Source organism: Thermostichus sp. OS-CIW-31 (assembly GCF_054060305.1).
In genome coordinates, this window is record NZ_JBSSDA010000004.1 from 1 (window position 1) to 21,350 (window position 21,350).

The 21,350-nt window shown below is 59.2% G+C and carries 23 protein-coding genes, 1 other RNA gene and 1 pseudogene; 16 read left to right on the plus strand and 9 right to left on the minus strand.

Annotated elements, in window-relative coordinates; translation table 11 throughout:
- Positions 1 to 106: pseudogene (locus ACVWY9_RS03465) on the minus strand (IS5-like element ISSoc13 family transposase); the annotation flags it as partial.
- 213 nt (positions 107 to 319) lie between these two features.
- On the opposite strand from ACVWY9_RS03465, the gene ACVWY9_RS03470 reads away from it, so the two are divergent.
- The 6 genes from ACVWY9_RS03470 (at position 320) to ACVWY9_RS03495 (ending at position 4,998) form a co-directional block, all read left to right on the plus strand.
- A complete protein-coding gene (locus ACVWY9_RS03470) occupies positions 320 to 1,177 on the plus strand; it encodes a hypothetical protein (RefSeq protein ID WP_414342821.1) in 858 nt (285 codons plus the stop codon).
- Between the two features lies 1 nt (position 1,178).
- A complete protein-coding gene (locus ACVWY9_RS03475) occupies positions 1,179 to 1,511 on the plus strand; it encodes a hypothetical protein (RefSeq protein WP_457387525.1) in 333 nt (110 codons plus the stop codon).
- Positions 1,512 to 1,538: 27 nt separating this feature from the next.
- Positions 1,539 to 2,717 carry a tetratricopeptide repeat protein gene (locus ACVWY9_RS03480; protein ID WP_011434048.1) on the plus strand — a complete coding sequence of 393 codons (1,179 nt, stop codon included), beginning with the start codon at positions 1,539 to 1,541 and terminating at the stop codon, positions 2,715 to 2,717.
- Positions 2,718 to 3,088: 371 nt separating this feature from the next.
- Positions 3,089 to 3,280, plus strand: a complete 192-nt coding sequence (locus ACVWY9_RS03485; protein WP_041436759.1) for a hypothetical protein — start codon at positions 3,089 to 3,091, stop codon at positions 3,278 to 3,280.
- Entirely contained in the window at positions 3,270 to 4,037 is a 768-nt protein-coding gene (locus ACVWY9_RS03490) for an RNA polymerase sigma factor SigF (RefSeq protein ID WP_414349817.1), read from the plus strand. The genes ACVWY9_RS03485 and ACVWY9_RS03490 overlap by 11 nt, the downstream gene beginning before the upstream one ends.
- Before the next feature lie 367 nt (positions 4,038 to 4,404).
- Complete coding sequence (locus ACVWY9_RS03495; RefSeq protein WP_457387526.1) at positions 4,405 to 4,998, plus strand: SAM-dependent methyltransferase; 594 nt, start codon at positions 4,405 to 4,407, stop codon at positions 4,996 to 4,998.
- Here ACVWY9_RS03495 and ACVWY9_RS03500 read toward each other — a convergent pair.
- Complete coding sequence (locus ACVWY9_RS03500; protein ID WP_457387527.1) at positions 4,995 to 5,408, minus strand: VOC family protein; 414 nt, start codon at positions 5,406 to 5,408, stop codon at positions 4,995 to 4,997. The genes ACVWY9_RS03495 and ACVWY9_RS03500 overlap by 4 nt on opposite strands.
- A gap of 456 nt (positions 5,409 to 5,864) precedes the next feature.
- On the opposite strand from ACVWY9_RS03500, the gene ACVWY9_RS03505 reads away from it, so the two are divergent.
- From ACVWY9_RS03505 to ACVWY9_RS03520, 4 genes are all read left to right on the plus strand, one after another.
- Entirely contained in the window at positions 5,865 to 6,893 is a 1,029-nt protein-coding gene (locus ACVWY9_RS03505; RefSeq protein WP_414419661.1) for a rod shape-determining protein, read from the plus strand.
- Between the two features lie 59 nt (positions 6,894 to 6,952).
- Positions 6,953 to 7,705, plus strand: a complete 753-nt coding sequence (gene mreC / locus ACVWY9_RS03510; RefSeq protein ID WP_011434053.1) for a rod shape-determining protein MreC — start codon at positions 6,953 to 6,955, stop codon at positions 7,703 to 7,705.
- Entirely contained in the window at positions 7,683 to 8,327 is a 645-nt protein-coding gene (gene mreD, locus ACVWY9_RS03515; protein ID WP_457387528.1) for a rod shape-determining protein MreD, read from the plus strand. The genes mreC and mreD overlap by 23 nt, the downstream gene beginning before the upstream one ends.
- Positions 8,328 to 8,722: 395 nt before the next feature.
- Entirely contained in the window at positions 8,723 to 8,950 is a 228-nt protein-coding gene (locus ACVWY9_RS03520; protein ID WP_011434056.1) for an indolepyruvate ferredoxin oxidoreductase subunit alpha, read from the plus strand.
- A 286-nt stretch (positions 8,951 to 9,236) separates the two neighbouring features.
- On the opposite strand, the gene ACVWY9_RS03525 is transcribed toward ACVWY9_RS03520, so the two are convergent.
- Entirely contained in the window at positions 9,237 to 9,761 is a 525-nt protein-coding gene (locus ACVWY9_RS03525) for a YIP1 family protein (protein ID WP_457387529.1), read from the minus strand.
- 86 nt (positions 9,762 to 9,847) lie between these two features.
- On the opposite strand from ACVWY9_RS03525, the gene ssrS reads away from it, so the two are divergent.
- A non-coding RNA gene (gene ssrS, locus ACVWY9_RS03530) (6S RNA) lies at positions 9,848 to 10,034 on the plus strand.
- A 65-nt stretch (positions 10,035 to 10,099) separates the two neighbouring features.
- Here the strand turns inward: ssrS and ACVWY9_RS03535 are convergent.
- The 3 genes from ACVWY9_RS03535 to ACVWY9_RS03545 all read right to left on the minus strand — a co-directional run bounded on the left by ACVWY9_RS03535 (position 10,100) and on the right by ACVWY9_RS03545 (position 12,092).
- Positions 10,100 to 10,294 carry an IS630 transposase-related protein gene (locus tag ACVWY9_RS03535; protein WP_071818172.1) on the minus strand — a complete coding sequence of 65 codons (195 nt, stop codon included), beginning with the start codon at positions 10,292 to 10,294 and terminating at the stop codon, positions 10,100 to 10,102.
- 324 nt (positions 10,295 to 10,618) lie between these two features.
- On the minus strand, positions 10,619 to 11,623 hold the full coding sequence (cbiB, locus tag ACVWY9_RS03540; RefSeq protein WP_414416517.1) for an adenosylcobinamide-phosphate synthase CbiB: 1,005 nt from the start codon (positions 11,621 to 11,623) through the stop codon (positions 10,619 to 10,621).
- Between the two features lie 13 nt (positions 11,624 to 11,636).
- A complete protein-coding gene (locus tag ACVWY9_RS03545) occupies positions 11,637 to 12,092 on the minus strand; it encodes an Rrf2 family transcriptional regulator (protein ID WP_414331465.1) in 456 nt (151 codons plus the stop codon).
- A gap of 206 nt (positions 12,093 to 12,298) precedes the next feature.
- Here ACVWY9_RS03545 and rsmI point away from each other — a divergent pair, with 206 nt between their 5' ends.
- Entirely contained in the window at positions 12,299 to 13,297 is a 999-nt protein-coding gene (rsmI, locus tag ACVWY9_RS03550) for a 16S rRNA (cytidine(1402)-2'-O)-methyltransferase (protein ID WP_457387530.1), read from the plus strand.
- Positions 13,298 to 13,325: 28 nt separating this feature from the next.
- Complete coding sequence (gene rppA / locus ACVWY9_RS03555; protein ID WP_457387531.1) at positions 13,326 to 14,027, plus strand: two-component system response regulator RppA; 702 nt, start codon at positions 13,326 to 13,328, stop codon at positions 14,025 to 14,027.
- A 184-nt stretch (positions 14,028 to 14,211) separates the two neighbouring features.
- Here the strand turns inward: rppA and atpD are convergent, their stop codons facing one another.
- Positions 14,212 to 15,645, minus strand: coding sequence for a F0F1 ATP synthase subunit beta (gene atpD / locus ACVWY9_RS03560; protein WP_011434062.1), 1,434 nt, complete (start codon positions 15,643 to 15,645; stop codon positions 14,212 to 14,214).
- Between the two features lie 184 nt (positions 15,646 to 15,829).
- Here atpD and ACVWY9_RS03565 point away from each other — a divergent pair, with 184 nt between their 5' ends.
- The 3 genes from ACVWY9_RS03565 (at position 15,830) to ACVWY9_RS03575 (ending at position 18,388) form a co-directional block, all read left to right on the plus strand.
- Positions 15,830 to 16,492 (plus strand): GerMN domain-containing protein, encoded by a 663-nt coding sequence (locus tag ACVWY9_RS03565; protein ID WP_011434063.1) that lies wholly within the window; start codon positions 15,830 to 15,832, stop codon positions 16,490 to 16,492.
- Between the two features lie 10 nt (positions 16,493 to 16,502).
- The gene (locus ACVWY9_RS03570; RefSeq protein ID WP_041436771.1) at positions 16,503 to 17,270 is read left to right on the plus strand and encodes an MlaE family lipid ABC transporter permease subunit; all 768 of its coding nucleotides are present in this window, start codon (positions 16,503 to 16,505) and stop codon (positions 17,268 to 17,270) included.
- An 86-nt stretch (positions 17,271 to 17,356) separates the two neighbouring features.
- Complete coding sequence (locus ACVWY9_RS03575) at positions 17,357 to 18,388, plus strand: succinate dehydrogenase/fumarate reductase iron-sulfur subunit (RefSeq protein ID WP_011434066.1); 1,032 nt, start codon at positions 17,357 to 17,359, stop codon at positions 18,386 to 18,388.
- Here the strand turns inward: ACVWY9_RS03575 and ACVWY9_RS03580 are convergent.
- Entirely contained in the window at positions 18,385 to 19,491 is a 1,107-nt protein-coding gene (locus ACVWY9_RS03580) for a peptidylprolyl isomerase (protein WP_457387532.1), read from the minus strand. The two genes, ACVWY9_RS03575 and ACVWY9_RS03580, sit on opposite strands and share 4 nt — an antisense overlap.
- Before the next feature lie 915 nt (positions 19,492 to 20,406).
- Positions 20,407 to 21,285 (minus strand): vWA domain-containing protein, encoded by an 879-nt coding sequence (locus ACVWY9_RS03585; RefSeq protein ID WP_457387533.1) that lies wholly within the window; start codon positions 21,283 to 21,285, stop codon positions 20,407 to 20,409.
- Positions 21,286 to 21,350 lie beyond the last annotated feature (65 nt).

Here is a 21,350-nt window from a genome sequence, read left to right on the forward strand (position 1 = left end):
TAAACTGTTTGCAGTTTGCTTCTTTCCCAATGTTAACTCTCTCTTCTGTCTGTAAAAAAGCCAATATCTTCTGCCATTTGTTTTCATCTAAAAAAACCAACTTCATCCTCTTTCCTCTATAAATTATTCTCTCTATCCTAACATAAGATCAACACGACCTAGAACTAGAGCGCGACCACCATGCGGCCATCAACATCAAGCACAGGGCGGTGGGGCATCCCGTTCTTTTCGCGTCAGCGGGACGTAGTCCTCAAGCGCAGGAAACGTCCTTTTCGCGTTAGCGGCGCGGAGCGCTTTGCGTCAGCATGAGTGCGGGAGTATGTCACGACGGAAGGTGAGGCAGATGGGGGGCTGGCTCAGGCAAAACTGGCTGTGGCAACTGGGGAGAGCCCTTGTGGCTGTTTGGATCGGCTGGGCGGAGGGGAGCGCTGCCTGGGCGAGGGACATGGCGCCGGCTGCCCCTGGAGTCTCCTCTCCCCCTACTTTGCCCATCCCTTGGGAATGGGTGTACGACTTGCAGGAGCAAGCCCGGCAGCGGCAATGCACATTGGTTGGCCTGTTGCGCAGCGATCCCTTGCCGGCGCCGGATCCCCAGTGGCAGGTGTACACACGGCTAGATTTGGTGGCCACGCCTCAGGCTGGTCGGTTGACCAGTGTGTTGTTTGCCGAGAACACCCGTACTCGGGCCTTGCAGGTTATCTATCAAGCCTCAGGGTCGGTGTACGACCCCGTTGAGGCATTGGATTTTGCCATGATCCTGCCTCTAGCCTGGCAGGGGAACACTTTGCTGGCGCGGGAGTACGAAGGCTGGTTCCAGACCGATTTGAGCTGGGATCGGGCGGTGGTCTGGCCTTTGCCCACTGGCTCGACAGGGATCCCACCGGTGCAAATCTGGGATCCGCCGCCGGCGCTGGGGTATGCGCAGCTGCTGGGCTGGGATCCCCAGGCGCGAGAGCGGGTGCTGTTTGCGGTGGCCGATAGCCTTGGAGAGATGCCCCGCTTGGTGAGCGTGGGCCCAGACCGCCAGGTGTTGCTGCGAGCGCCTGCCGTTGCCCTTTCCCCAACTCCCTCTTCTCTACAGGGGTGGCAGGAGATCCGGCCCAAGGGGGGAGAGCCTCTCTGCCACCAAAGCCGTTTTGGGCTGGAGCAGGGAGGGGAAAATGAAAAATTAAACTGAGATGCAGAAGCCTGTGGGAGCGACAACCATGTCCAAACCGGTGGTGCGGCGGGGCTGGCCTCTGGAGGCCTTTGTCGGGGATGTAATCGTCTGTACCCTAGAGGGATCCCATCTGGATCAGGTGACGGAAATCCGAGTCAGCCCGGCGGGTAAAGGGATCCGAGTCAGCTTTGGGGATCCCTTGGGACGCTCTAGGGAACCGGTGCAGGCCAACGCCGAGGCGCTGACGGTTACCTTTGAGATCGATCCCAGCACCTACCCTGGCGAAAAGCGCATTGAGCTGATCTCGCCGGCAGGGCCCAGCGATCCCTTGCCGTTTTTGGTGATGATGTAGAGGCGCGCAGAAAAGAGGAAGTGGGTCATGCCGTTTGTGATTGCCCCGACCGACGTGGGCGTGCTGGTGCTGGGGGCGAGCCTGTTGCTTTTGGCCGGGGGTTGGGCCTGGTGGCTGCGGCGGCAGAAGCGTGCTGCCTCCCCAGAATCTACAGCCGTTTCGCCGGCCCCGGCGGTTGACCCATCTGCCCTTTCGGCGGAACAGGCGGCTCAACTACAGCCCTTCGAGCAGGCGGTGGGAGATCAGCCGCAGGATCCCATTGCCTGGTACAACCGCGCCACCACCCTCGACCACCTGGGGCAAGCCCAAGCTGCCCTGGCCAGCTACGACCGCGCCCTGGAGCTGAAGCCGGACTTCCCCGAAGCCTGGAACAACCGTGGTTCTCTGCTGGACGATCTCGGTCGCCATCAAGAAGCTCTGGCCAGCTATGAGCGGGCTCTGCGGCTGAAACCGGATTTTTTTGAGGCCCGCTTTAACCAGGCCAACACGCTGCGGCAATTGGGCCGCTACGAAGAAGCCCTACGTGCCTACGAACGGGCCCTTGCCCTCAGCCCCGACAGCCCGGAAACGTGGTACCTGCACGGGCTAACCTTAGCCTCTCTGGGACGGTGGCAGGGATCCCTAATCAGCTACGAGAAAGCCCTCGCCATCAACCCCGTCAATGCCCAAGTTTGGCAGAGTCGGGGCCTGGCTCTGTTTCACCTAGAGCGCTACGTCGATGCTCTGGCCAGCTACGAACGAGCCCTGCAACTGGGCTCCGAATCGGCCTCTCTCTGGGCCGGCCATGCCCTTGCCCACCACCGCCTCGGCAACCCGATGGAGGCCCTCAACAGCTATGACCGTGCCCTGGCGCAGGATCCCAAACGCCCTCAGATCTGGGTGCAGCGCGGCCTGGTGCTGATGGACTTGAACCTCTACGAGCTGGCCATCCAGAGTTTTGATCGGGCCCTGCAGATGGATCCTAGCAATGCCGAGGCTCACTACGCCAAAGCCTGCTGCTACGCCTGGGAAGGCCAAGTGCCTCAGGCCCTACAAGCTTTGGAGCAAGCCCTACGCCTGGAGCCGGAACGCTACCGCCCCTTGCTCTCCTCTGAGCCCTATTTCGACCTCATTCGCGAGGAGCCGAGTTTTGCATCCTTTTTGGCAGCCCTTGCCGGCACGGATCCCCCCAAGAACCCCCCGCCGCTGTCACGAACAGCCTCTTGACGTTCTCACCTCCCAGAAGGAGAGGAGAGGCTGGAATGCACAGGCTGTTTCACCGCCAACCTGACCCAATCACCAATAACCACGAGAGCACGCCAACAACAGAAATCCGGCAATTTCGTTGGGTCTTACGGGAAAATTGCGCTCTTTTGCCGATGAAACCCGCCGATTTTCCGTGGAGATGCTGTTGCTTGGGTCAAGAAACCTGGTCAAACTAAGAACGTTCCAGCTCTTGGCAAATCTCAACAGTGTCCGGTTGTGCTTCTAACGCCATCCCTGTAGCCCTGTAGCACCTGCTTGCGCAGGGTCTGGCTGGGCAAAAGCGTCTCTTGACTGGATGGGTGTTGGTTATGGGTGGGATCCTCAACCTTTGAATGGTTTTCGAGTTCCTTGAGTGCTTGTTCTACAGTTATTTTCGGCAAATCGGTAAAGTGGTTGTCTATGATAACGGCCCCTCGCCTGACCTCTCCCAAGAACTCCGTCTCCCTGAGGCGACCGGCGGCCCTCCCTCCATTGCCTTTGGCCAAGACCGGATTCCCAGCCGCATGTGGATCTATGGCATCTAGTGAGGATGTTAAAGCCCGAACTGCCGAACTGTTGCGGCTGTACCACCAGAATCGCGATCCAGCCCTGCGCAACCGGCTGGTGGAAATGAACTTGGGCTTGGTGCGCAAAGAGGCCCACCACTGGCGCAACCAATGCAATGAGGGGTACGACGACCTGGTGCAAGTTGGCTGTTTGGGTTTGATTCAAGCTATCGAACGCTTTGACATCAGCCGAGGCCTGGCTTTTAGCTCCTTTGCCCTGCCCTACATTCGCGGAGAAATTCAACATTACCTGCGGGACAAGAGCCCCACCATGCGGATCCCACGCCGCTGGACAACTCTGCAACGACAAGCCAAGAAGGTGATTGCCCGTCTGCGGCAAGAGTTGGGCCGTTCTCCCTCTGAGGCCGAGGTGAGAGAAGCCCTACAACTGACGGAGCAGGAATGGCGAGAGCTGGAACTGGCCCAACAAAACAGCCTTTTGCTCAGCCTGGATGCCCCGATTCAAACCGAGGAAGACAGTGTTGCTCTGGGGGAGGTCGTTCCGGATCAGCGCTACCGCAGTTTTCAACTGGCCGAAGAAGACCGCATTCGCCTACAGCATGCCTTGGCCAAGCTGGAGGAACGCACCCGCAAGATTTTGGAATTTGTCTTCTTCTACGACCTCACCCAAAAAGAAACGGCAGAGCGGCTAGGGATCAGTGCCGTTACCGTTTCCCGCCAAGTCAAAAAGGGGCTGGAACGCCTGGCTAAGTTGTTGAATCAAGATATTTTTTGAGATACAGCCCGTTACAAATTAAGGGATATAAAAGGGTATAAAAATCGTGTTTCCGAGGCTTGACCCCAGTGAGGTTTAGAACAAGCAGGTTCATAGTCATTCCAGACTCGATTGAGATACTCCCGCCGCTGCCCAGACGCTCCGCGCCGCTTCCCCCAGCCCCTCCAGAGGGAGAGGGGAGTTAGAGAGCAATGGAACGGAGATGTTTCATTCCTGTTGAAAATGACCATACAGGTGTATCCCATAACCCCTTAGTAGACTGTACTTGAGCCGACGCAATTGGCGGTGACTTTCCACCCAGTAGAACGGCAGGGGCTCTGTACTGCGACAGGTTGATAGACTGATGGGAAATTGATGAGAATATTTGATGAACAGAGAAAACCGCTCTTCTCGGAATCAACCCTTGGTGCCCCGCGGTTTCAAACCTAAGCTGGGTCAGAACTCGGTGGGCAGGGATCCCTTCTTCCAATGCCAGCCCAACCCGCAAAGTCCAGAGGGAATCCGCTTGGCCCCCTATGTGCGCACCTTGCCCTTGGTTGTCGATGCCATGCTGGATTTGGCCCAGGTGGGGAGCGAGGATACTCTCTACGACTTGGGCTGTGGGGATGGCCGCATTCTCATCCGGGCGGCGCAGCGCTTTGGCACACAGGGCATGGGAGTGGATATCGACCCGGAGCGCATCCTGGAAGCCCAACAGCGGGCCCGAGAAGCCCAAGTTCAGGATCGAGTTACCTTTCTCCAGCAGGATCTGCTCACTCTGGACTTAACCCCGGCGACGGTGGTGAGCTGCTATTTGCTGCCCCGCTCCCACCTGCTGATCCGAGACAAGCTGCGCTCCCAGCTTCGGCCCGGCGCTCGTCTGGTCACCCACTCCTTCGACATGGGAGATTGGCTCCCCACCGCCACCACCACTGTATCGGATGTTATCAACACCTACACCATCTATCTCTGGCGAATCTAACCCTGGGGATCCCAGGCCGTCGCTTCCTCAAAAGCAGCAGAGGGCTGGTGCAGCACAATCCGGTTGCCATCGGGATCCCGAAAATCCACCTCCTGTCCATGAAAGGCTTGCCGCAGGGGGGAAATGGAGATCTGATAAGCTCCCGCCAACCCTTCCAGTGTTGTCAGGGATCCCTGTAAATCCTGCACCTGCAGGCAGAGGCTCACCGCTGCGGCTTGGGCACCACCATCGAGATGACGGCTGCGATAGAGGCCCAGCCGCAACCCTGGCAGACGAAACTCTACGTACACCGGATCCCCCTCTGTCGGGAGCTGGACTTGGGGAGAGATCCCCAAGAGATCCCGATAGAAGCGTTGTAGACGAGGCAAGTCCGGGGTAGCCACGCTAACCAAGGCACCAGAGAGCTGCATCGCAACCGCCAAAAGACCGGGTTGGTCTATCTTAGCTAAACTGCCGAGAAGCCCCGCGCTGTACCCGCAGGGTGAGCGTCGGGAGGATGTCACTCAGCTCCAACACCACGCGAGTCTGGGTGGCGATGTCGGATCCACCGTCTTGCCCTCCGGATCCAGGGCCAATGTGCCCGAGATGTAGAGGGTATTTTGCCCACCTTCACGCCGGGAGAATAGGGGGCGATGGCCGGATAGCCGGCTGGAGCAATGGCAACCTTAGGCACGAGGGATCCCGAATCACAACAGGATTGCACCTTAGCGGCGAATTCGATCTTCCACAGCTGGCTGGGATACAGCCATAGCCGGTTTCTCTGGAGCAGATTCCCACTCTTCGGGGGAGATTCTCTTGCAGAACTAGACTATAGTAGGTACCAAAGCTTGCTGCTTCTTCCCAAATCAAGACTGGAGCGACTTACCGTGGGGTTATTCAGCCGATTTTCCCGTGATATGGGCATTGATTTGGGCACTGCCAACACGCTGGTCTACGTGGCCGGGCGAGGCATTGTCCTGCAAGAGCCCTCTGTGGTCGCCATCGACCAAAACACCAAGCAACCCCTGGCTGTGGGGGAAGATGCCAAAAAAATGTTGGGCCGTACCCCCGGCAACATTGTAGCGGTGCGTCCTCTGCGAGATGGGGTGATTGCCGATTTCGACACGGCGGAGATGATGCTAAAACACTTCATCCACCGCGTACACGAGGGCCGGTACCTGATTGCTCCCCGCATTGTGATTGGGATCCCCAGCGGTGTGACTGGGGTGGAGCGACGGGCGGTGATGGAAGCCGCTCTCCAAGCTGGGTCGCGGGAGGTGTATTTGGTGGATGAGCCGGTGGCAGCAGCAATCGGGGCCGGGCTGCCGGTGCAAGAGCCCACTGGGAACATGATCATCGACATTGGCGGCGGCACCACTGAGGTAGCCGTCCTCAGTTTGCAGGGGATCGTGCTGAGCGAGTCGGTGCGGGTAGCGGGAGATGAACTGAGCGAGGCCATCGCCCAGTACATGAAAAAAGTCCACAACCTCACCATCGGGGAGCGCACCGCTGAAGAGATCAAGATTCGGATTGGCTCCGCCTACCCGATTCAAGAGGAACTGACCATGGAAGTGCGCGGGTTACACCTGCTCTCGGGTTTACCCCGTACCGTCACGGTGAAGAGCACCGAAATTCGCGAGAGCATGGCCGAGCCCCTCTCGGTGATTGTGGAAGCCATTAAGCGCACCCTGGAGCGCACTCCACCGGAATTGGCTGCCGACATCATCGACCGAGGCATCATGCTGGCCGGGGGAGGAGCCTTGCTCAAGGGTCTAGATGCCCTGATCAGCCATGAAACCGGGATCTTGGTTCACATTGCCCCGGATCCCCTCAGTTGTGTGGTGCTCGGTACAGGGCGAGTTTTGGAGGATTTCAAAACCCTAGGTCGAGTGTTGAGCGGCAGCTTCAAGGGCTAGAGGAGTTTCTTCCCATCCCTGATCTAAGGTGTGAGTCGAGTGGGTCGGAGAGGTATTGCTTGAATCGGCTACGCCAATGGTGGAGGCGATACGGCTTGGGGTTACTCCTGTCTGCTTTGGCGATGGGGGTAGCATTGGGCTTGCGCCAAACCCAGGGATCCCTGTTGGTGGAATTGTACAGTTGGATCACTGCTCCAGCCCGTCCGCCTGTGGATCCCGCTGCGGTGCTCAGCCAGGCCGCCAACCGTGAGCTGCAGGCCCTGGTAGCCGAGTTGCAGTACCAAAACCGCGAGCTGAAGCGACTGCTGCAATTTACCGAGCAAATGCCCCAAGCGGGGATCCCAGCAGCCGTGGTGGGTCGCAGCGCCGATCACTGGTGGCAACAGCTCACCCTCAGCCGCGGCAGCCGGCATGGAGTCAGGGTGGGAGATGTAGTCATGGCGCCGGGCGGGTTGATCGGGCGAGTCGAGTCGGTCACGCCCAACACCAGCCGAGTGCTCCTGATCAGCGATCCCACCAGCCGTGTCGGGGTAATGCTGAGTCGCAGCCGACACATGGGCATCCTGAGGGGTACGGGCACCCAGAGTGCCATTTTGGATTTTTTCGACAAGGCCCCCAAAGTAGAGGTGGGGGATGTGGTGGTGACCTCGGGCCTGAGCAGCTTTTACCCAGCCGGGGTTGTGGTGGGAACGGTTCGAGCGGTCAACTTGGATGCCAGCCCTGCCCCTCAAGCCACTGTCGAACTGTCGGCGCCGCTGGGTCTCTTGGAATGGGCCTTGATCTACCGCTATGCTCAACCCTCTGATTCCTAAGCTTAAGTCTCACTTTAACTGGCTGGTGACTGTCCTGTCGGGATTGCTGGCAGCAGTGGCCCCTTGGTGGCGAGGGCCGGGCTTGGAGCTAGCAGGCTTAACCCCAGATTGGCCCTTGATCTGGGTGGTGTGCTGGAGTGTGCGGCGCAAAGCTTGGCAGGGGGCTGTTGCCGGGGTCACCCTGGGTTTTCTGCAAGATGCGCTGACCAGCCCTTGTCCTACCCATGCGCTGGGGCTGGCTGTAGTTGGGATCCTCACCGCCAAGTTGCAAAAACAACGCTACATGCAAGAAGACTTTATCTCGGTGGCCTTGATCGTTTTTGGTATGGTGGTGATCGCCGAAACCCTGATGGCGCTGCAGTGGATGTGGCTTGCCGCCTCCCAGGGATCCGATGACCTGGATCCAGCAGGAACGCAAACCTTGCTGGATGGATTGGAGAACTCCCTTCGGTTTTTCGGCAACATTGGTGGCGATGGCCCCCGTTCTCTGGAGAGCATCTGGTGGAACCATCAACGCAATTCCCTCACGTCTGCTATTTTAAGTAGCCTCTGGGCACCTGCTTTGTACTGGCCCCTCAGCCGTTGGTGGCAATCTCAAGAGCGGGATCCCAGAGAGGTTTAGCCTTTGGTTTTATGCCAAATCATCCTACCTTTCGGTTAAAACCCAGGTCACAGCAGAGTATGTCCCTTGGCATTTTTGGCAAGAAAGAACTCTCGAGGCGGCGGGAGCCGGTTTGCCGACTGTCTCTGACCTCCCACATGTTGGCGCTGTGCTGAGAGGCCCCAGACAAAGTCAGAAAAAGCGACAATCCGGAAAATTCTTCGTTGGGGAGCAATTTTGGCCTAAAATGAACCCTAGAACTGAGATATAAGCCCCATCTTTTTCAGACAGCTTTGGGCTAATGTCGCGCATCTCAATCAAAAAGTCAAAAGCATAGGAAGCGCAGGCGACGTCAAGGCTGACCTTGTGGCAACTGCACTTAGAATTTGACTTAGAGCAATCATTGGGAGGGATCCATGCCGCATACAATTGTCACCGATATCTGTGAAGGTGTGGCCGACTGTGTAGAGGCTTGCCCTGTTGCCTGCATCCACCCCGGCGATACCAAAAATGCCAAAGGCACCGACTACTTTTGGATTGAGTTTTCCACCTGCATCGACTGTGGCATCTGTTTACAGGTTTGCCCCGTAGAAGGCGCTATTCTGCCGGAGGAAAAGCCGCATCTGCAGCGAGTGCCCCGCTAATTCCAGGGAAGCATCCCTGGCCACACGCCGGGATTCAACGAGAATTACAATCATTTCAATTCCAACCAGGACGCTGCACCCACACCTAGAACGTTAGTCGCGTCTTCGCGTCGTCGTGTCAGCGTTGCGGAGCAATAGCGTTGCGGTTCCCGTCAGGGTGCCGTAGGCATAGCAATAGCGTTGCGGAGCAACAATACGCAGAACCGGAAGGCTTTTCAAGGACTCCGTCCCGCTGGCGCGATCAGTAGCCTAGGCGTTTCACCTTAACCTGAAACAACTATAAGCTTTAGCCCAAGGAAGCCAAAGCAACGACGCCGCTGGTCAGCCAGCTCAGGGACAGGATCCCCCCCAGGAAAGCCAATGGGATCAGGCCCAGCAGCCGCCACCACTCCAAATCCAGCGCTACAGCTACTGCCCGCACCTGCCAAACCACAAACCACAGCAGAGCTGACAAGCCCAGCAGGGATCCCACCACCCCACCCAACGATTGAGCAGGCCCCAGCAGCAGCCACGGCAAACCGGCAAACCCCGTCAAGCACAGCAGCGCTGAAAAGGAAGGGACAGCCCGACCCAAACAAAAGGCCAGCAATTGCAACAAAGCCGCCAAACCCACCCAGCCCAGGGATCCCATCAGCACCGCCAGCACCATGCTCGGCAGGCTTACCCCAGAGCGGCGAATCGCATCCAGGACGTTGAGCAGTCCCACCACCCCAAAGGCTTGCCAGAGAACAGGCTGTTCCCGCAACGCCCGAAAGGTGCGCTCCGGCAGAAACCAAGCGCCGTAGATGTTGTCTAACCAGGAACCAAGCATGGCCAGCAACCCGTCAAGCTGTCTTTTATCCTAGCCCTTGGTGAGCACTTGACGGGCACACCCCAAAAATGGGGTATGATTGGGAGAGGATTCTGCGGCGTTGGTGACTGCCGTTATGTTTTTGCGATCTATACCCTTCGACAATTAGGATGGGAAGTGGATGTGAGAGCAGTAGGCCAAACTTGATTTGGAAACTATCGACAATCATCCCCGGTATCCTATACTGGATTTTCCAGGTCGAAAACCACGGTAAAACGGCGCAACAGTATCCTCAAAAAAGCCCTCGAAAGGGGGCCTTTTTGTTGTTTGGATATTGTCGGATATTGTCAATGCTGCAGTTAATGGGTATTGCTCTGGCGCTGGGCTCCATCCTTTAGTCGAGCTTCTGGGCACTGGTCTACGTCTTGCTGCAGGGCAGCCAAGTCTGTCTTTCGCTTGCGGGTCTTGACTTTTGTTGTCGTGAGGTCTGCTCGGCTCAGCCAGCGATAAACGGTTGCACAAGTGACATAACTCCCGCACTCATGTTGACGCAAAGCGCTCCGCGCCGCTAAAGCGAGAGAGTGCGAGCTTCAAGGACTCCGTCCCGCTGACGCGAAAAGGACGGGATGCCCCACCGCCCTGTGCTTGATATCTGTAGCAGCTGCTGTTTTTATCATCGTTTATTTCAGCGGTTCTAGGTTCACGGCAGGTTGACAGCAGCTACGGTTTTTGTTGCCGCCGATCTAGTTAGCTTTGCTAACTCTACCTCAAGTTCTGGGGGAAGTTGCACCTGTGGAGATTCCTCTGCCGGGGTTGAGTCAAAAGCTCAGCTAGGTAAGGGTCGTAGAAGCAGGAAGCAACCGGTTGTTTAGTTCATCCTAGGGGGTGAAATAAACGACCATGAGTTGCAGAACGGTCAACAGGAGAGTTGCTCCCACCATCAAACTCCCCCAAATCCATACAACCTGTCGCAGCAGTCCCAAGCTTTCCCGCACCACTTGCGGGGTCAAGGGGCGAGCTGGGATCCCCAATTTGGGTTTCACCTTCGGGATCCCCTGATAGAAATTGGTTCCCCCCAATTGGATCTGCAGCCGCCAGGCAAAAGCCGCTTCGCTCCACCCCGAATTGGGGCTGGGATCCGCCTGCGCGTCCTGACGACACCGCTGCCAGAACCCCCAAGGATCCCGGCTGAGCAGCGCCAGCGTGAGCACCGTCAGGCGGCAGGGCAGCCAAGTCAGCCCATCCTCACAGCGGGCCGGCACTGTGCCCAAATGGGTGAAAGGGGGGTGGCGGTAGCCCACCATCGAATCCAGCGTGCTGCTGGCCTTGTAGGCTAGGGCCAAGGGCGCCCCTCCCAAGAAGGCGTAGAACAGAGGGGCAGTTGCTCCGTCGGGAGTATTTTCGGCCACCGTCTCAATCAGCGCCCGCAAAATCTCCGATGCCGTCAGGTGCTCTGTATCCCGCCCCACGTAGCGGCTGAGACGTTGACGGGCCTCCGGCAGATCCTCTTTTTCCAAGGGATCCAACACCTCCAAGGCGGCAAAGCGCAGGCTGCGCCCTCCCAGACAGCTGGCCATCAGGATCACCTGCACGAGGATCCCTGCCCAGGGGTGGATGGTATTGCCGATGGCGACCAGTCCCCAGCCCACGCCGTAGGATCCCCCCACCAAAGTTAGGGTGAGAACTGCCCCGCCCCACTGTTGTGCTTGCGGAGTCGAACAGTGCTTGAGGATATAGCCTTGTCCCCAGGCAATTACAGCCCCCATCACCCGCACCGGATGAGGCCAACCCCAGGGATCCGCCAGCAGATAATCCAAAGCCAAAGCTGCCGCCAGCACCACCCCGGCAGTTGGTTGGGCCGGGAAAAACAGCGATGACTCCATCCCGCCAGCAGGCTCAAACCACAAATCCACTCTCCTGATCCTGAGCCGCCTGCCAGCTCCGAACATCAAAATACAGATCTTCCAAGGTGGTTTCCTCCAGCACCTGCTGCACTTGCCGAGCGATCCGCTTCCACAGGGCTTCCGTCACCCAGTCCAGCCGCTCCGCCGAATACACGGCTGTGGCGTCAGAACTCTCCACAAGAGGATGCAGGGATTCTCCCACCGCCGCCAAAATGGCGCTGATCGGGATCCGCCGCGGCGCCCGTGCCAACCGGTAGCCTCCCTGGGCCCCCCGTTGGGAACAAACCAAGCCGGCCTGGCGCAACTCAATCAGCAACTTTTCCAGGTAGGGAGCTGGGATCCCCTGTCGCTGAGCAATGGCCCGCACCGAAGCCATTTGCCCGGAGCCGAGCATCGCCAGATCCAACAAAGCTTTGATGCTATAGGTGGCCCGCGTTGTCAAGCGCACCGGGATCCCTCTCCGCAGCACTTCTCGATCCTGCCATAGGACTCCGTCCCGCTACCGCGAAAGGACTCCGTCCCGCTACCGCGAAAGGCAGATGCTTGGGTATCGGGGCACCGGCCAAGAGAGGTTAATCTGGGGATCCGAGGCGATCTCTAATTGCTCTAATTGGCTATTGTCTGGTTATCGGCAGCTCAGCCTTGGAGCTCGGGATGGAACACCCCACCGCCAGCCTTTATTTGGTGGCCACCCCCATCGGCAACCGCGAAGACATCACCCTGCGGGCGCTGCGGGTTTTGCGGGAAGTGGACTGGGTGGCGGCAGAAGATACTCGCCACTCCGGCCAGCTTCTTAAACATTTTCAAATCTCCGCCCGCCTCATCAGCTATCACGAGCACAACGCTGCCCAACGGATCCCGCAACTCCTGAAGTATCTGTCGGCGGGCCAGTCGGTGGCCCTGATCAGCGATGCCGGCACTCCTGCCATCTCCGATCCGGGAGAAGAGCTGGTGCGTGCCTGCATTCAGGCCGGGATCCCGGTGATCCCTGTGCCGGGGCCGGTAGCTGCTGTTGCGGCCTTGACCGCTTCGGGCCTGCCCACAGAACGATTCGTGTTCGAGGGATTTTTGCCGCTTAAACCCAGTCAGCGACAGGCCCGCCTGCAACAGTTGGCCCAAGAAGAGCGCACCGTCGTTCTCTATGAAGCCCCCCATCGCCTGCGCCAAACTCTGCAGGATCTGCTGGATCACTGCGGCCCAGAGCGGCAGATCGTGCTGGCGCGGGAGCTGACCAAGCTGTATGAGTCCTTCTGGCGGGGATCCCTGGCAGCAGCTCTGGAGCACTGCGCCGCCCAGCCGCCGCGGGGGGAGTTCACCCTCTTGCTTGAGGGATATGTGGGTGCCGTTCCCAGCCCTAACCCTGCCAGAGGCGGGACGGAGTCCTTGAATGGGCGGGGAGACAGTGAATCGGAAGCGGAAATTCGTCAAGAAATGGCCCGATTGCTGGCCGAGGGCCTGTCCCGGTCTGCAGCCAGCCGCCGGTTGGCCCAGCGTCTGCAGGGATCCCCCATCTGGACGCGGCGCCGCCTTTACAATCTATCCTTGCAGCTTGAGCCGCTCCCCAGTTCTGTGATTGCTGCGCAACGCTCTGGCGGAAAGGAGTCCTTTCCTGCGTGCGTCAGTTTCCAAGACGACGGCGAGACTGAGTCCTGAGGCGTTCGCGTTAGCGGGACGGAGTCCTATGGCACGGATTTTGTTGGTGGACGATGAAGTGGAGTTGGCCGATTCTCTGGCCCAGCAATTGAGGCGAGAGGGCTACACGGTGGACGTCGCCTACACAGGAGGGCGGGCCTGGGAGCTGCTGCAAAAGTCCCCCGCTCTGCCCTACGATCTGCTGGTCTTGGATTGGATGTTGCCGGAGCTCTCTGGGCTTTCCCTCTGCCAGCGGGTACGGCAGGTGGATTGCACCACCCCCATCCTGTTTCTGACGGCCAAAGATACCCTAGACGACCGGGTGGAAGGGCTGGATGCCGGGGCAGATGATTACTTGGTGAAGCCGTTCGAGCTGCGGGAACTGCTGGCGCGGGTGCGGGCCCTCTTGCGGCGAACCACAGGTACTGGAGAAGGGATCCCTCGCCTGCAGGTCGGGGATTTGGAGCTGGATCGGGAGAACCAGGTGGCCTACCGGCAGGGGCGGATGATCCACCTCTCCCAAAAAGAGTTTCGCCTGCTGGAGTACTTCATGACCCACCCCGGCCAGTTGCTCACCCACGACCAGATCTACGAGCAGGTGTGGGCCGGAGAGGATCCCCCCAGCAGCAATGTCTTGGCAGCTCAGGTGCGCCTGCTGCGGCGCCGCCTCAGGTTGCCCGGAGCAGCAGAATTGATCCACACCGTCTACGGCAAGGGCTATCGCTTCGGGCCTGTCGCCGGGGATCCCTAGCAGCCGTCCCACCTGTAGATAAAACCAAGGCTCCTCCGAAAAGAAGGAGCCCTGCCGGGTCTGGGGAGCGCTTTCAGTCAGCAATGCCACCAGGGCGTTCCCCCCTTCAACCCTGGGGAGCCCAGTCGCCGCGCTATCGGCAACTCCCCTCTCCTCCTGTGGGAAAGGGGCTGGGGGTGAGGGATCACTTGGACTTGAGCTTCTCCGCTTTCTCGATGGCCTCTTCGATGGTGCCCACCAAGTAGAAGGCTTGCTCCGGCAGATTGTCCAATTCCCCCGACAAAATGCGCTGGAAGCCCTTGATGGTGTCTGCCAGTTTCACGTACTTGCCGGGGGAGCCGGTGAACACCTCCGCCACGAAGAACGGCTGGGACAGGAAACGCTCGATGCGGCGGGCGCGGGCCACCACCAGCTTGTCCTCTTCCGACAGCTCGTCCAGCCCCAGGATGGCGATGATATCTTGCAGCTCTTTGTAGCGCTGCAGCGTTTGCTTCACTGCCCGGGCGGTGTTGTAGTGCTCTTCGCCCACAATGTCCGCCTGCAGGATGGTGGAAGAGGAATCCAGGGGATCCACCGCCGGATAGATACCCTTGGCTGCCAAGCTGCGGGACAATACCACCGTGGAGTCGAGGTGGGCAAAGGTGGTGGCTGGGGCCGGATCCGTCAAGTCGTCAGCAGGCACATACACCGCCTGCACCGAGGTGATGGATCCCTGCTTGGTAGAGGTGATGCGCTCTTGCAGGTTGCCCATTTCGGTAGCCAAGGTGGGCTGGTAACCCACCGCCGAGGGCATGCGGCCCAACAGCGCCGACACTTCCGACCCGGCCTGCACAAAGCGGAAGATATTGTCGATGAACAGCAGCACGTCCTGCTTGTTAACGTCGCGGAAGTACTCTGCCATGGTCAGGGCAGTCAGGCCAACCCGCATGCGGGCACCCGGTGGCTCGTTCATCTGGCCATAGACCAGCGCCACCTTATCCAGCACGCCGGATTCTTTCATCTCGTTGTAGAGGTCATTGCCCTCGCGGGTGCGCTCTCCCACGCCCGCAAACACCGATAGGCCAGAGTGCTCCTCAGCGATGTTGTGGATCAGCTCCTGGATGAGCACCGTCTTGCCGACGCCGGCACCGCCAAACAGGCCCACCTTGCCCCCCTTTTTGAAGGGGGCCAGCAGGTCAATCACCTTGATGCCGGTTTCAAAGGGCTCTGGCTTAATCGTCAAATCGACAAGTGGAGGCGCACTGCGGTGGATGGGGGCAAATTCTTGGGCTTGAACGGGCTCTCCTTGGTCAACCGGCTCTCCCAGCACATTGAAAATGCGCCCCAGGGTGGGCTGCCCGACCGGCACAGTAATCGGAGCGCCCGTATCCACCACCGGCATGCCCCGCACCAGGCCGTCGGTCGAGGACATGGCCACCGCACGCACGCGGTTATCCCCCAAAAGCTGCTGCACCTCAAAGGTGACGTTAACCTTCAGGCCGCTTTCGGTTGTGCCCTCCACCTTGAGGGCATTGTAGATTTCGGGCAGCTTGCCGCTGGGAAACTCGGCGTCGATCACAGGCCCAATGACCTGAGTGATGTAGCCAACATTGGTGGCAGTAGCGGTGGCAGTAACCATGATTGAGGCTCAGCTCCTTGTGTGCTCAGTTATCGACTCAGCAATGCCGGGTGTAAATCATTATCATCATACAAGGGATCCCAGTTGCTGCCGCACTTTTGCCTGTCCAGCCTATGGGGGATCCCCGGCAGAGTGGGCTTTTCTTCGCTACCCTAGAGCTAGGTAAGACAGGGGGTTGCCAGCGATGAGCCACTACGGAGGCCGTATTGCACAGCTCAGCTCCGTTAGGTTGGGAGGACGGCGTTCCCGCCCGCGTCGGGGCCGGGCCCTACAACTGGGGATCCTCGGCTTTTTGCTGGGGCTGGGGGCGATGGGGGCAGCCTGGTGGTACACCATTGGGCCGCGGCAGACGCTTTCCTTGTATTGGCTGACCAGTGCCGACAACTCCATTTACTATGTGCAGCAAGAGCGCACGGTTCGCGCCTTCGACGCTCAGGAAGCCATCCGCCTGGCTCTGGAGGAGCTGATTGCCGGCCCCAGGGATCCCCACCTTACCAGCGCCATTCCACCCCAGACGCGGGTGTTGGATGTGCGGGTGGAAGGTGACGATATTTTTCTCAATTTTTCCCCAGAGTTTACCCAGGGGGGGGGAGCCACGGCAATGATGAGCCGGGTCACGCAGGTGCTCTACACCGCCACCAGCCAAAACCCCGGCGCCCGGGTTTGGATCTCGGTGGAAGGCCGTGCCCTAGAAGTGCTGGGGGGAGAGGGGCTGATCCTGGATCAACCCCTGACACGGGCCTCGTTTGTGCCCAGCTTTCAGCTGCCAGCGGAGCCGGCAACCCCGAAGGACTCCGCCCCCCTAACGGGGTCGCCAAAGCGTCGCCTAGCGATAACGGCTTCTTGAGACGGAAACCATGAGCTGGTTGCAGCGGGTGGGCAGCAGTTTTCTCCTGGCCGGCCAGGTGATTTTGCATCTGATGCGGGGTCGTATCCATCGCCGCAACACCCTGGATCAGCTTTCGGCGGTGGGTCTGGAGTCGCTGCTGATTGTTTTGATTACGGCGGTGGTGATCAGCGGTGTTTTCACCATCCAGTTGGCGCGGGAGTTCATCAACTTTGGCGCTTCCTCCCTAATTGGGGGGGTTTTGGCGATTGCCCTTGCCCGCGAGCTGACACCGGTGGTGACGGCCGTGATCTTGGCCGGACGGGTGGGATCCGCCTTTGCCGCCGAGCTGGGCACCATGAAGGTCACGGAGCAGATCGACGCTCTGCTGTTGTTACGCACCGATCCGGTGGATTATCTGGTGATCCCGCGGGTGCTGGCTGCGGGGCTGATGCTGCCGGTGCTCACCATCCTCTCCCTGCTGACGGGGCTGGTGGGGGGGATGATCATCTGCGCTTCGGCCTACAACATCTCTCCTGCAGTGTTTCTCAACTCGGCGCAAACCCTTCTGAGCTCCTGGGATTTGCTCGTCTGTTGTTTGAAGGCGATGGTGTTTGGGTCTTTGATCGCCATTGTCGGCTCCAACTGGGGCCTTTCCACCAGCGGGGGAGCCAAGGGGGTGGGTCGCTCCACCACCGATGCAGTGGTTACGGCGCTGCTGGGCGTGTTTGTCACCAACTTCCTTATTTCTTGGCTGTTGTTTCAGGGGCCGGGGAGCGCCCTCAGCCGCGCGTTGTAGCCACTTCTGCTGTCCCGTTAGCGTTGCGGAGCAATAGGGAGAGAGCTAGGATGGGATCCCCTTTCCCTTCAGCGGTGCAGAGCACTTTGCGAGTAGAATTTCAGATTTTCCGACAGTTGCCGCCGGAGCCGCCCCGCTGGCAGTCCTTCTGGCTGGAGACATCCCCTGGCGCCACCATTCTCGATTGCCTCAACCAGATCAAGTGGGAGCAGGATGGCAGCTTGGCCTTCCGCAAAAACTGCCGCAACACCATCTGTGGCAGTTGCGCCATGCGCATCAACGGTAGGGCAGCCTTGGCTTGTGGCCGACATGTGGGCGAAGAGCTGGATCCCCGCAGCCCCCAGCCGCAGCCTATTCGCATCGGCCCTCTGGGAAACCTGCCCGTTCTGCGGGATCTGGTGGTGGATATGCAGCCCTTCTGGAACGATCTCAGCCGGGTGGATCCCTTTGTCAGCACGGCGGGGCGACGCATCCCGGAGCGAGAGTTTTTACAGCTGCCTGCCGAACGGGAGCATCTCAACGCTGCCGGTGGCTGTATTCTCTGCGGAGCCTGCTATTCCGATTGCAATGCCAAAGAGGTGAACCCAGAGTTTGTCGGCCCCCATGCTCTGGCCAGAGCCAACCGCCTCGTCCAAGACAGCCGCGACAGCCAACGGGAACAACGCCTGCAGGCTCTGGATAGCTTGGCTGGTGTCTGGGGCTGTACCCGCTGCTGGAACTGCAACAGCGTCTGCCCGATGGGCGTGGCACCTCTGGATCAAATCACCGAACTCAAACAGGGGATCCTCTCCCGCCCTGTAGACAAGACCGCTGCTCTGCCCACCGACCGTTCCCGCCAGCACGCTGTTCGCGCTATTCGGACGGAGTCCTTGCCCATAGCCATCCGCCACCGCAAGACTCTGGTGCAACTGGTGCGCTCCGGTGGTTGGATAGATGAGCGCCGCTTTGCCCTGCAGGTGGTGGGCCGGGATCCCAAAGGGCTGCTCAGCTTGGTGCCTCTGGGGCTGCGCCTGTTGGTCAGGGGCAAATTTCCCTTTCGCTTCCAGCCCTCTTCAGGGGCGGCGACGGTACGGCGGCTTATCGACACAGTTAGGCAGGAAGGAAGGGATCCCCTCTAGGCTCCAGTTTTGAGGTTGTCTTGGCCGGAAATCAATCTGGCACTCAAAATCCGATCCCCCACTTTGATGTGGCGCAGCACCTCCGTTCCCTCGGTAACGTAGCCGAACACCGCATAGCGGCCATCCATCAGGTTGAGCCCAGCGGGGGTGAGATCCGGTTCGGCCATGAAGATGAAAAACTGGGAAGAAGCGCTGTTGGGATCGTCGGGATAGCGGGCCATGGCCACCGTCCCTTCGGCAGAAAAAGGCAAGGCCGGCTCCACATCCCACAGGCCCATCTGATCAAAAGTTTGGCCGTAGCGGGGCATCACCTCGCCTTTGGCGCGAATCTCCATAGGAATGGTGCGAATTTTTCCGGTGGCGGGATCCACATAGCCATCGGCAGGGCCAGGGGGATCCCCGGCCTGCGCCAGGAAGAAGGTCTCCACCCGGTCAAAGGTCAGGCCATCGTAGAAGCCCCGCTGCACCAAGTCGGCGAAGTTGCCGGCAGTGAGGGGGGCGCTGTAGCCATCCAAGGTGATCACCATGCGCCCAGCGGTGGTGTTTAGCTCCACCTCTGCCCGCCCCAAGAGCTGAGGTTTGTCGGCATACTCAGCAGGCACTGTGTAGGGGAAAGCCCCCACCCAGTTGTTTTCGAGGGATCCCAACTCGTCCACTAGACGGTCGTAGGCAGCGCGGGCCTCTTCTTTGCCTTTGGATTTGCGCTCGCTGGCTTGGCCGATCACCCGCAACTGCTCCCGCAGCGCAGCCATCTGTTCAGAGGCTGGGGTCACCCGATCCGGAGGCAAGCTGGCCAGCAGGGAATCTCCATGGCGATCCAGAAGCCGCTCCACCTGGCGCACATCTCCCCGCACCGCTGACCAGCGGTTGTACTTCAGGTCGGTGTCGATTTTGGAGATGGCCTCATCAATTTCCAGCAGCTTCGTTTCCTGAATAGGCAACGCCCGCCGCAACAGGGTACGGGGATCCGTGATGGCATCCCCCTGGGGCAGAGCCAAGGCCGGGATCCCCCAGAGCGCCACCCCGCAGAGCAGAGCAGCTACGTAGAGGCCAATCCGGCAAAGGGATCCCCATTGCCAAAATCCTTGGGCACGCTGCGTCATGGTTCCTACCGACTGCAAAACCACTCCTGTCTTAGCCTGACATCCCACCGTCACAGGCGGCAAGCGCTGTCAGACCTCGATTGAGATTTCAACGACTGGCGTGCTCCACCCGGGGGAAAGCCGTCATCGCTACGCAACGCTTTTGCGACCGCAATAGCGGGACGAACTTCTCCAAGGGCATGGCTACACGGCTCTGATACATTCACGCTGAACTCCCCTGAACATGGTTCAGGAAAGAAGCGATCGCATCCTGCCTATCTCTGAGCAGGAAGGCGGTATCCCGCAAAGCCCTGAGGAATACCCCCCGAGCGCTTTCCCCCTTCACTTCCCGGCAACCGTTGCGGTGGACTCAAGGATCAGGGGGAAACTTGGTCTACTATATCCCTCTCAATGACTTTTGCCAAACCGCCTAAAGCTCAGTAAATTCAGCAAAGTTCAGGGTTTTGGGGGTTAGAGGCATGCTCCTACCTAGTTGGTTGGCGTCGGTGTTGGCGTCGGTGTTGGCGTCGGTGTTAGTGTCGGTGTTAGTGTCGGGGTAGAGGCAGGAGTGGGTCGAGGTGTCGGAAAGTCCGTCGGTGCAGGAGGTAGGGGCACCGGAATGCGGAGGCGGCAGGGTTGATCCGATTGATCGCCTTCTGGGGCATAGCAAACGCGAATGAGATCTTCCACAAAGCGAAGCTGATTAAAAGTGACATACTCCCATCACTGACCCTACAGGTACAGCGTGGGCTTCGCGCTTCATCGGGGAGCTACTGCAAGAACCCTCCACGCGCAGACACGGGATGTCCCACCGCGTAGCTGTACCAGATTCCGGCAACGCCGTTTTGTACAGCCATGTTGATTATGGCACAGGATATATACGCCTTTCATCCCGACCCTCCTGCTGTTGCAGAGAGTGCGGGGCTTCCCGGCGGTTTAGCTAAGTTGATCCGCAAACCGTGCCAGCACAAAAGTCCCCTCAGTAGCTGCAGCCAGACGCTGTAACTCCAGAAGATTCAAATCGACCCCCAACCCAACCACATACACGGTGAGTTTTTGTCCTCGCTCTCTGGCCAAAGTTGTCAGCTCCTGAGTAGCTTGGTTGATGGAGCGGGTGCTTTCGTTGTCAATCCCATCGGTGAATACCACCAAGCGGCGGTTGAAACGCTCGGTGGGCCGAAAGTCGCTCAAGAAACGCCCGGCTTCTACCGTGGCATCGTAGAGGGCAGTGTTCCCCCCCGGAACAGCGCGCAAAACGCCTCGTCTCAGCAGCTCTTTGTCGCCGGTGAAGTCCTGCAATAGCTGAGCTGTGCGCAGAGGCTGCCCCAGGGCTGTAAGGCCAAAACCTGCCCCCCGGTTGTCAAAGCGCAGAATGGCGCCCAGATCCAGGGGTGCAGGGCGAAATTGATCCAAGAGCCGAAAAACAGCCAGGAAGCGCCGAGATTGGGGATCCAAAACCAGCAAGCTGCCTGAGCCATCCATCAGCACTGCCATGAGCAAAGGCCGCTGAGCCAGATCCGGCGGGGGGTTCTCGATCCGGGTGGGTGTCAGGGTCAAGGCTACCGGCTGCGGGATCCCTAGCAAGTCGGTTACCCGGTTTACCTGCAGGCTGACCTGACTGGCAGAGAGCTGGGTTATTGGTTGGGGCGGATCCCCGCCTTGCAGGAGGGCGATGTTGAACTCCATTTCCCCTTGTGTGCCAGAAAAGGAGCGGGTCAGAGCCCCATTGAACGTCAGGCGAGCTTGGGATCCCACAGCAGACGGCTCAATGCCTGTACCGCCGGAAGAGCCACAGCCGACAAGGCAGCTTCCCACGAGCACCAGGAGAAGCAGCCAACCAGCTTTTTGGCTTTTTACTTGACCGGGCTGTATTTTTACAG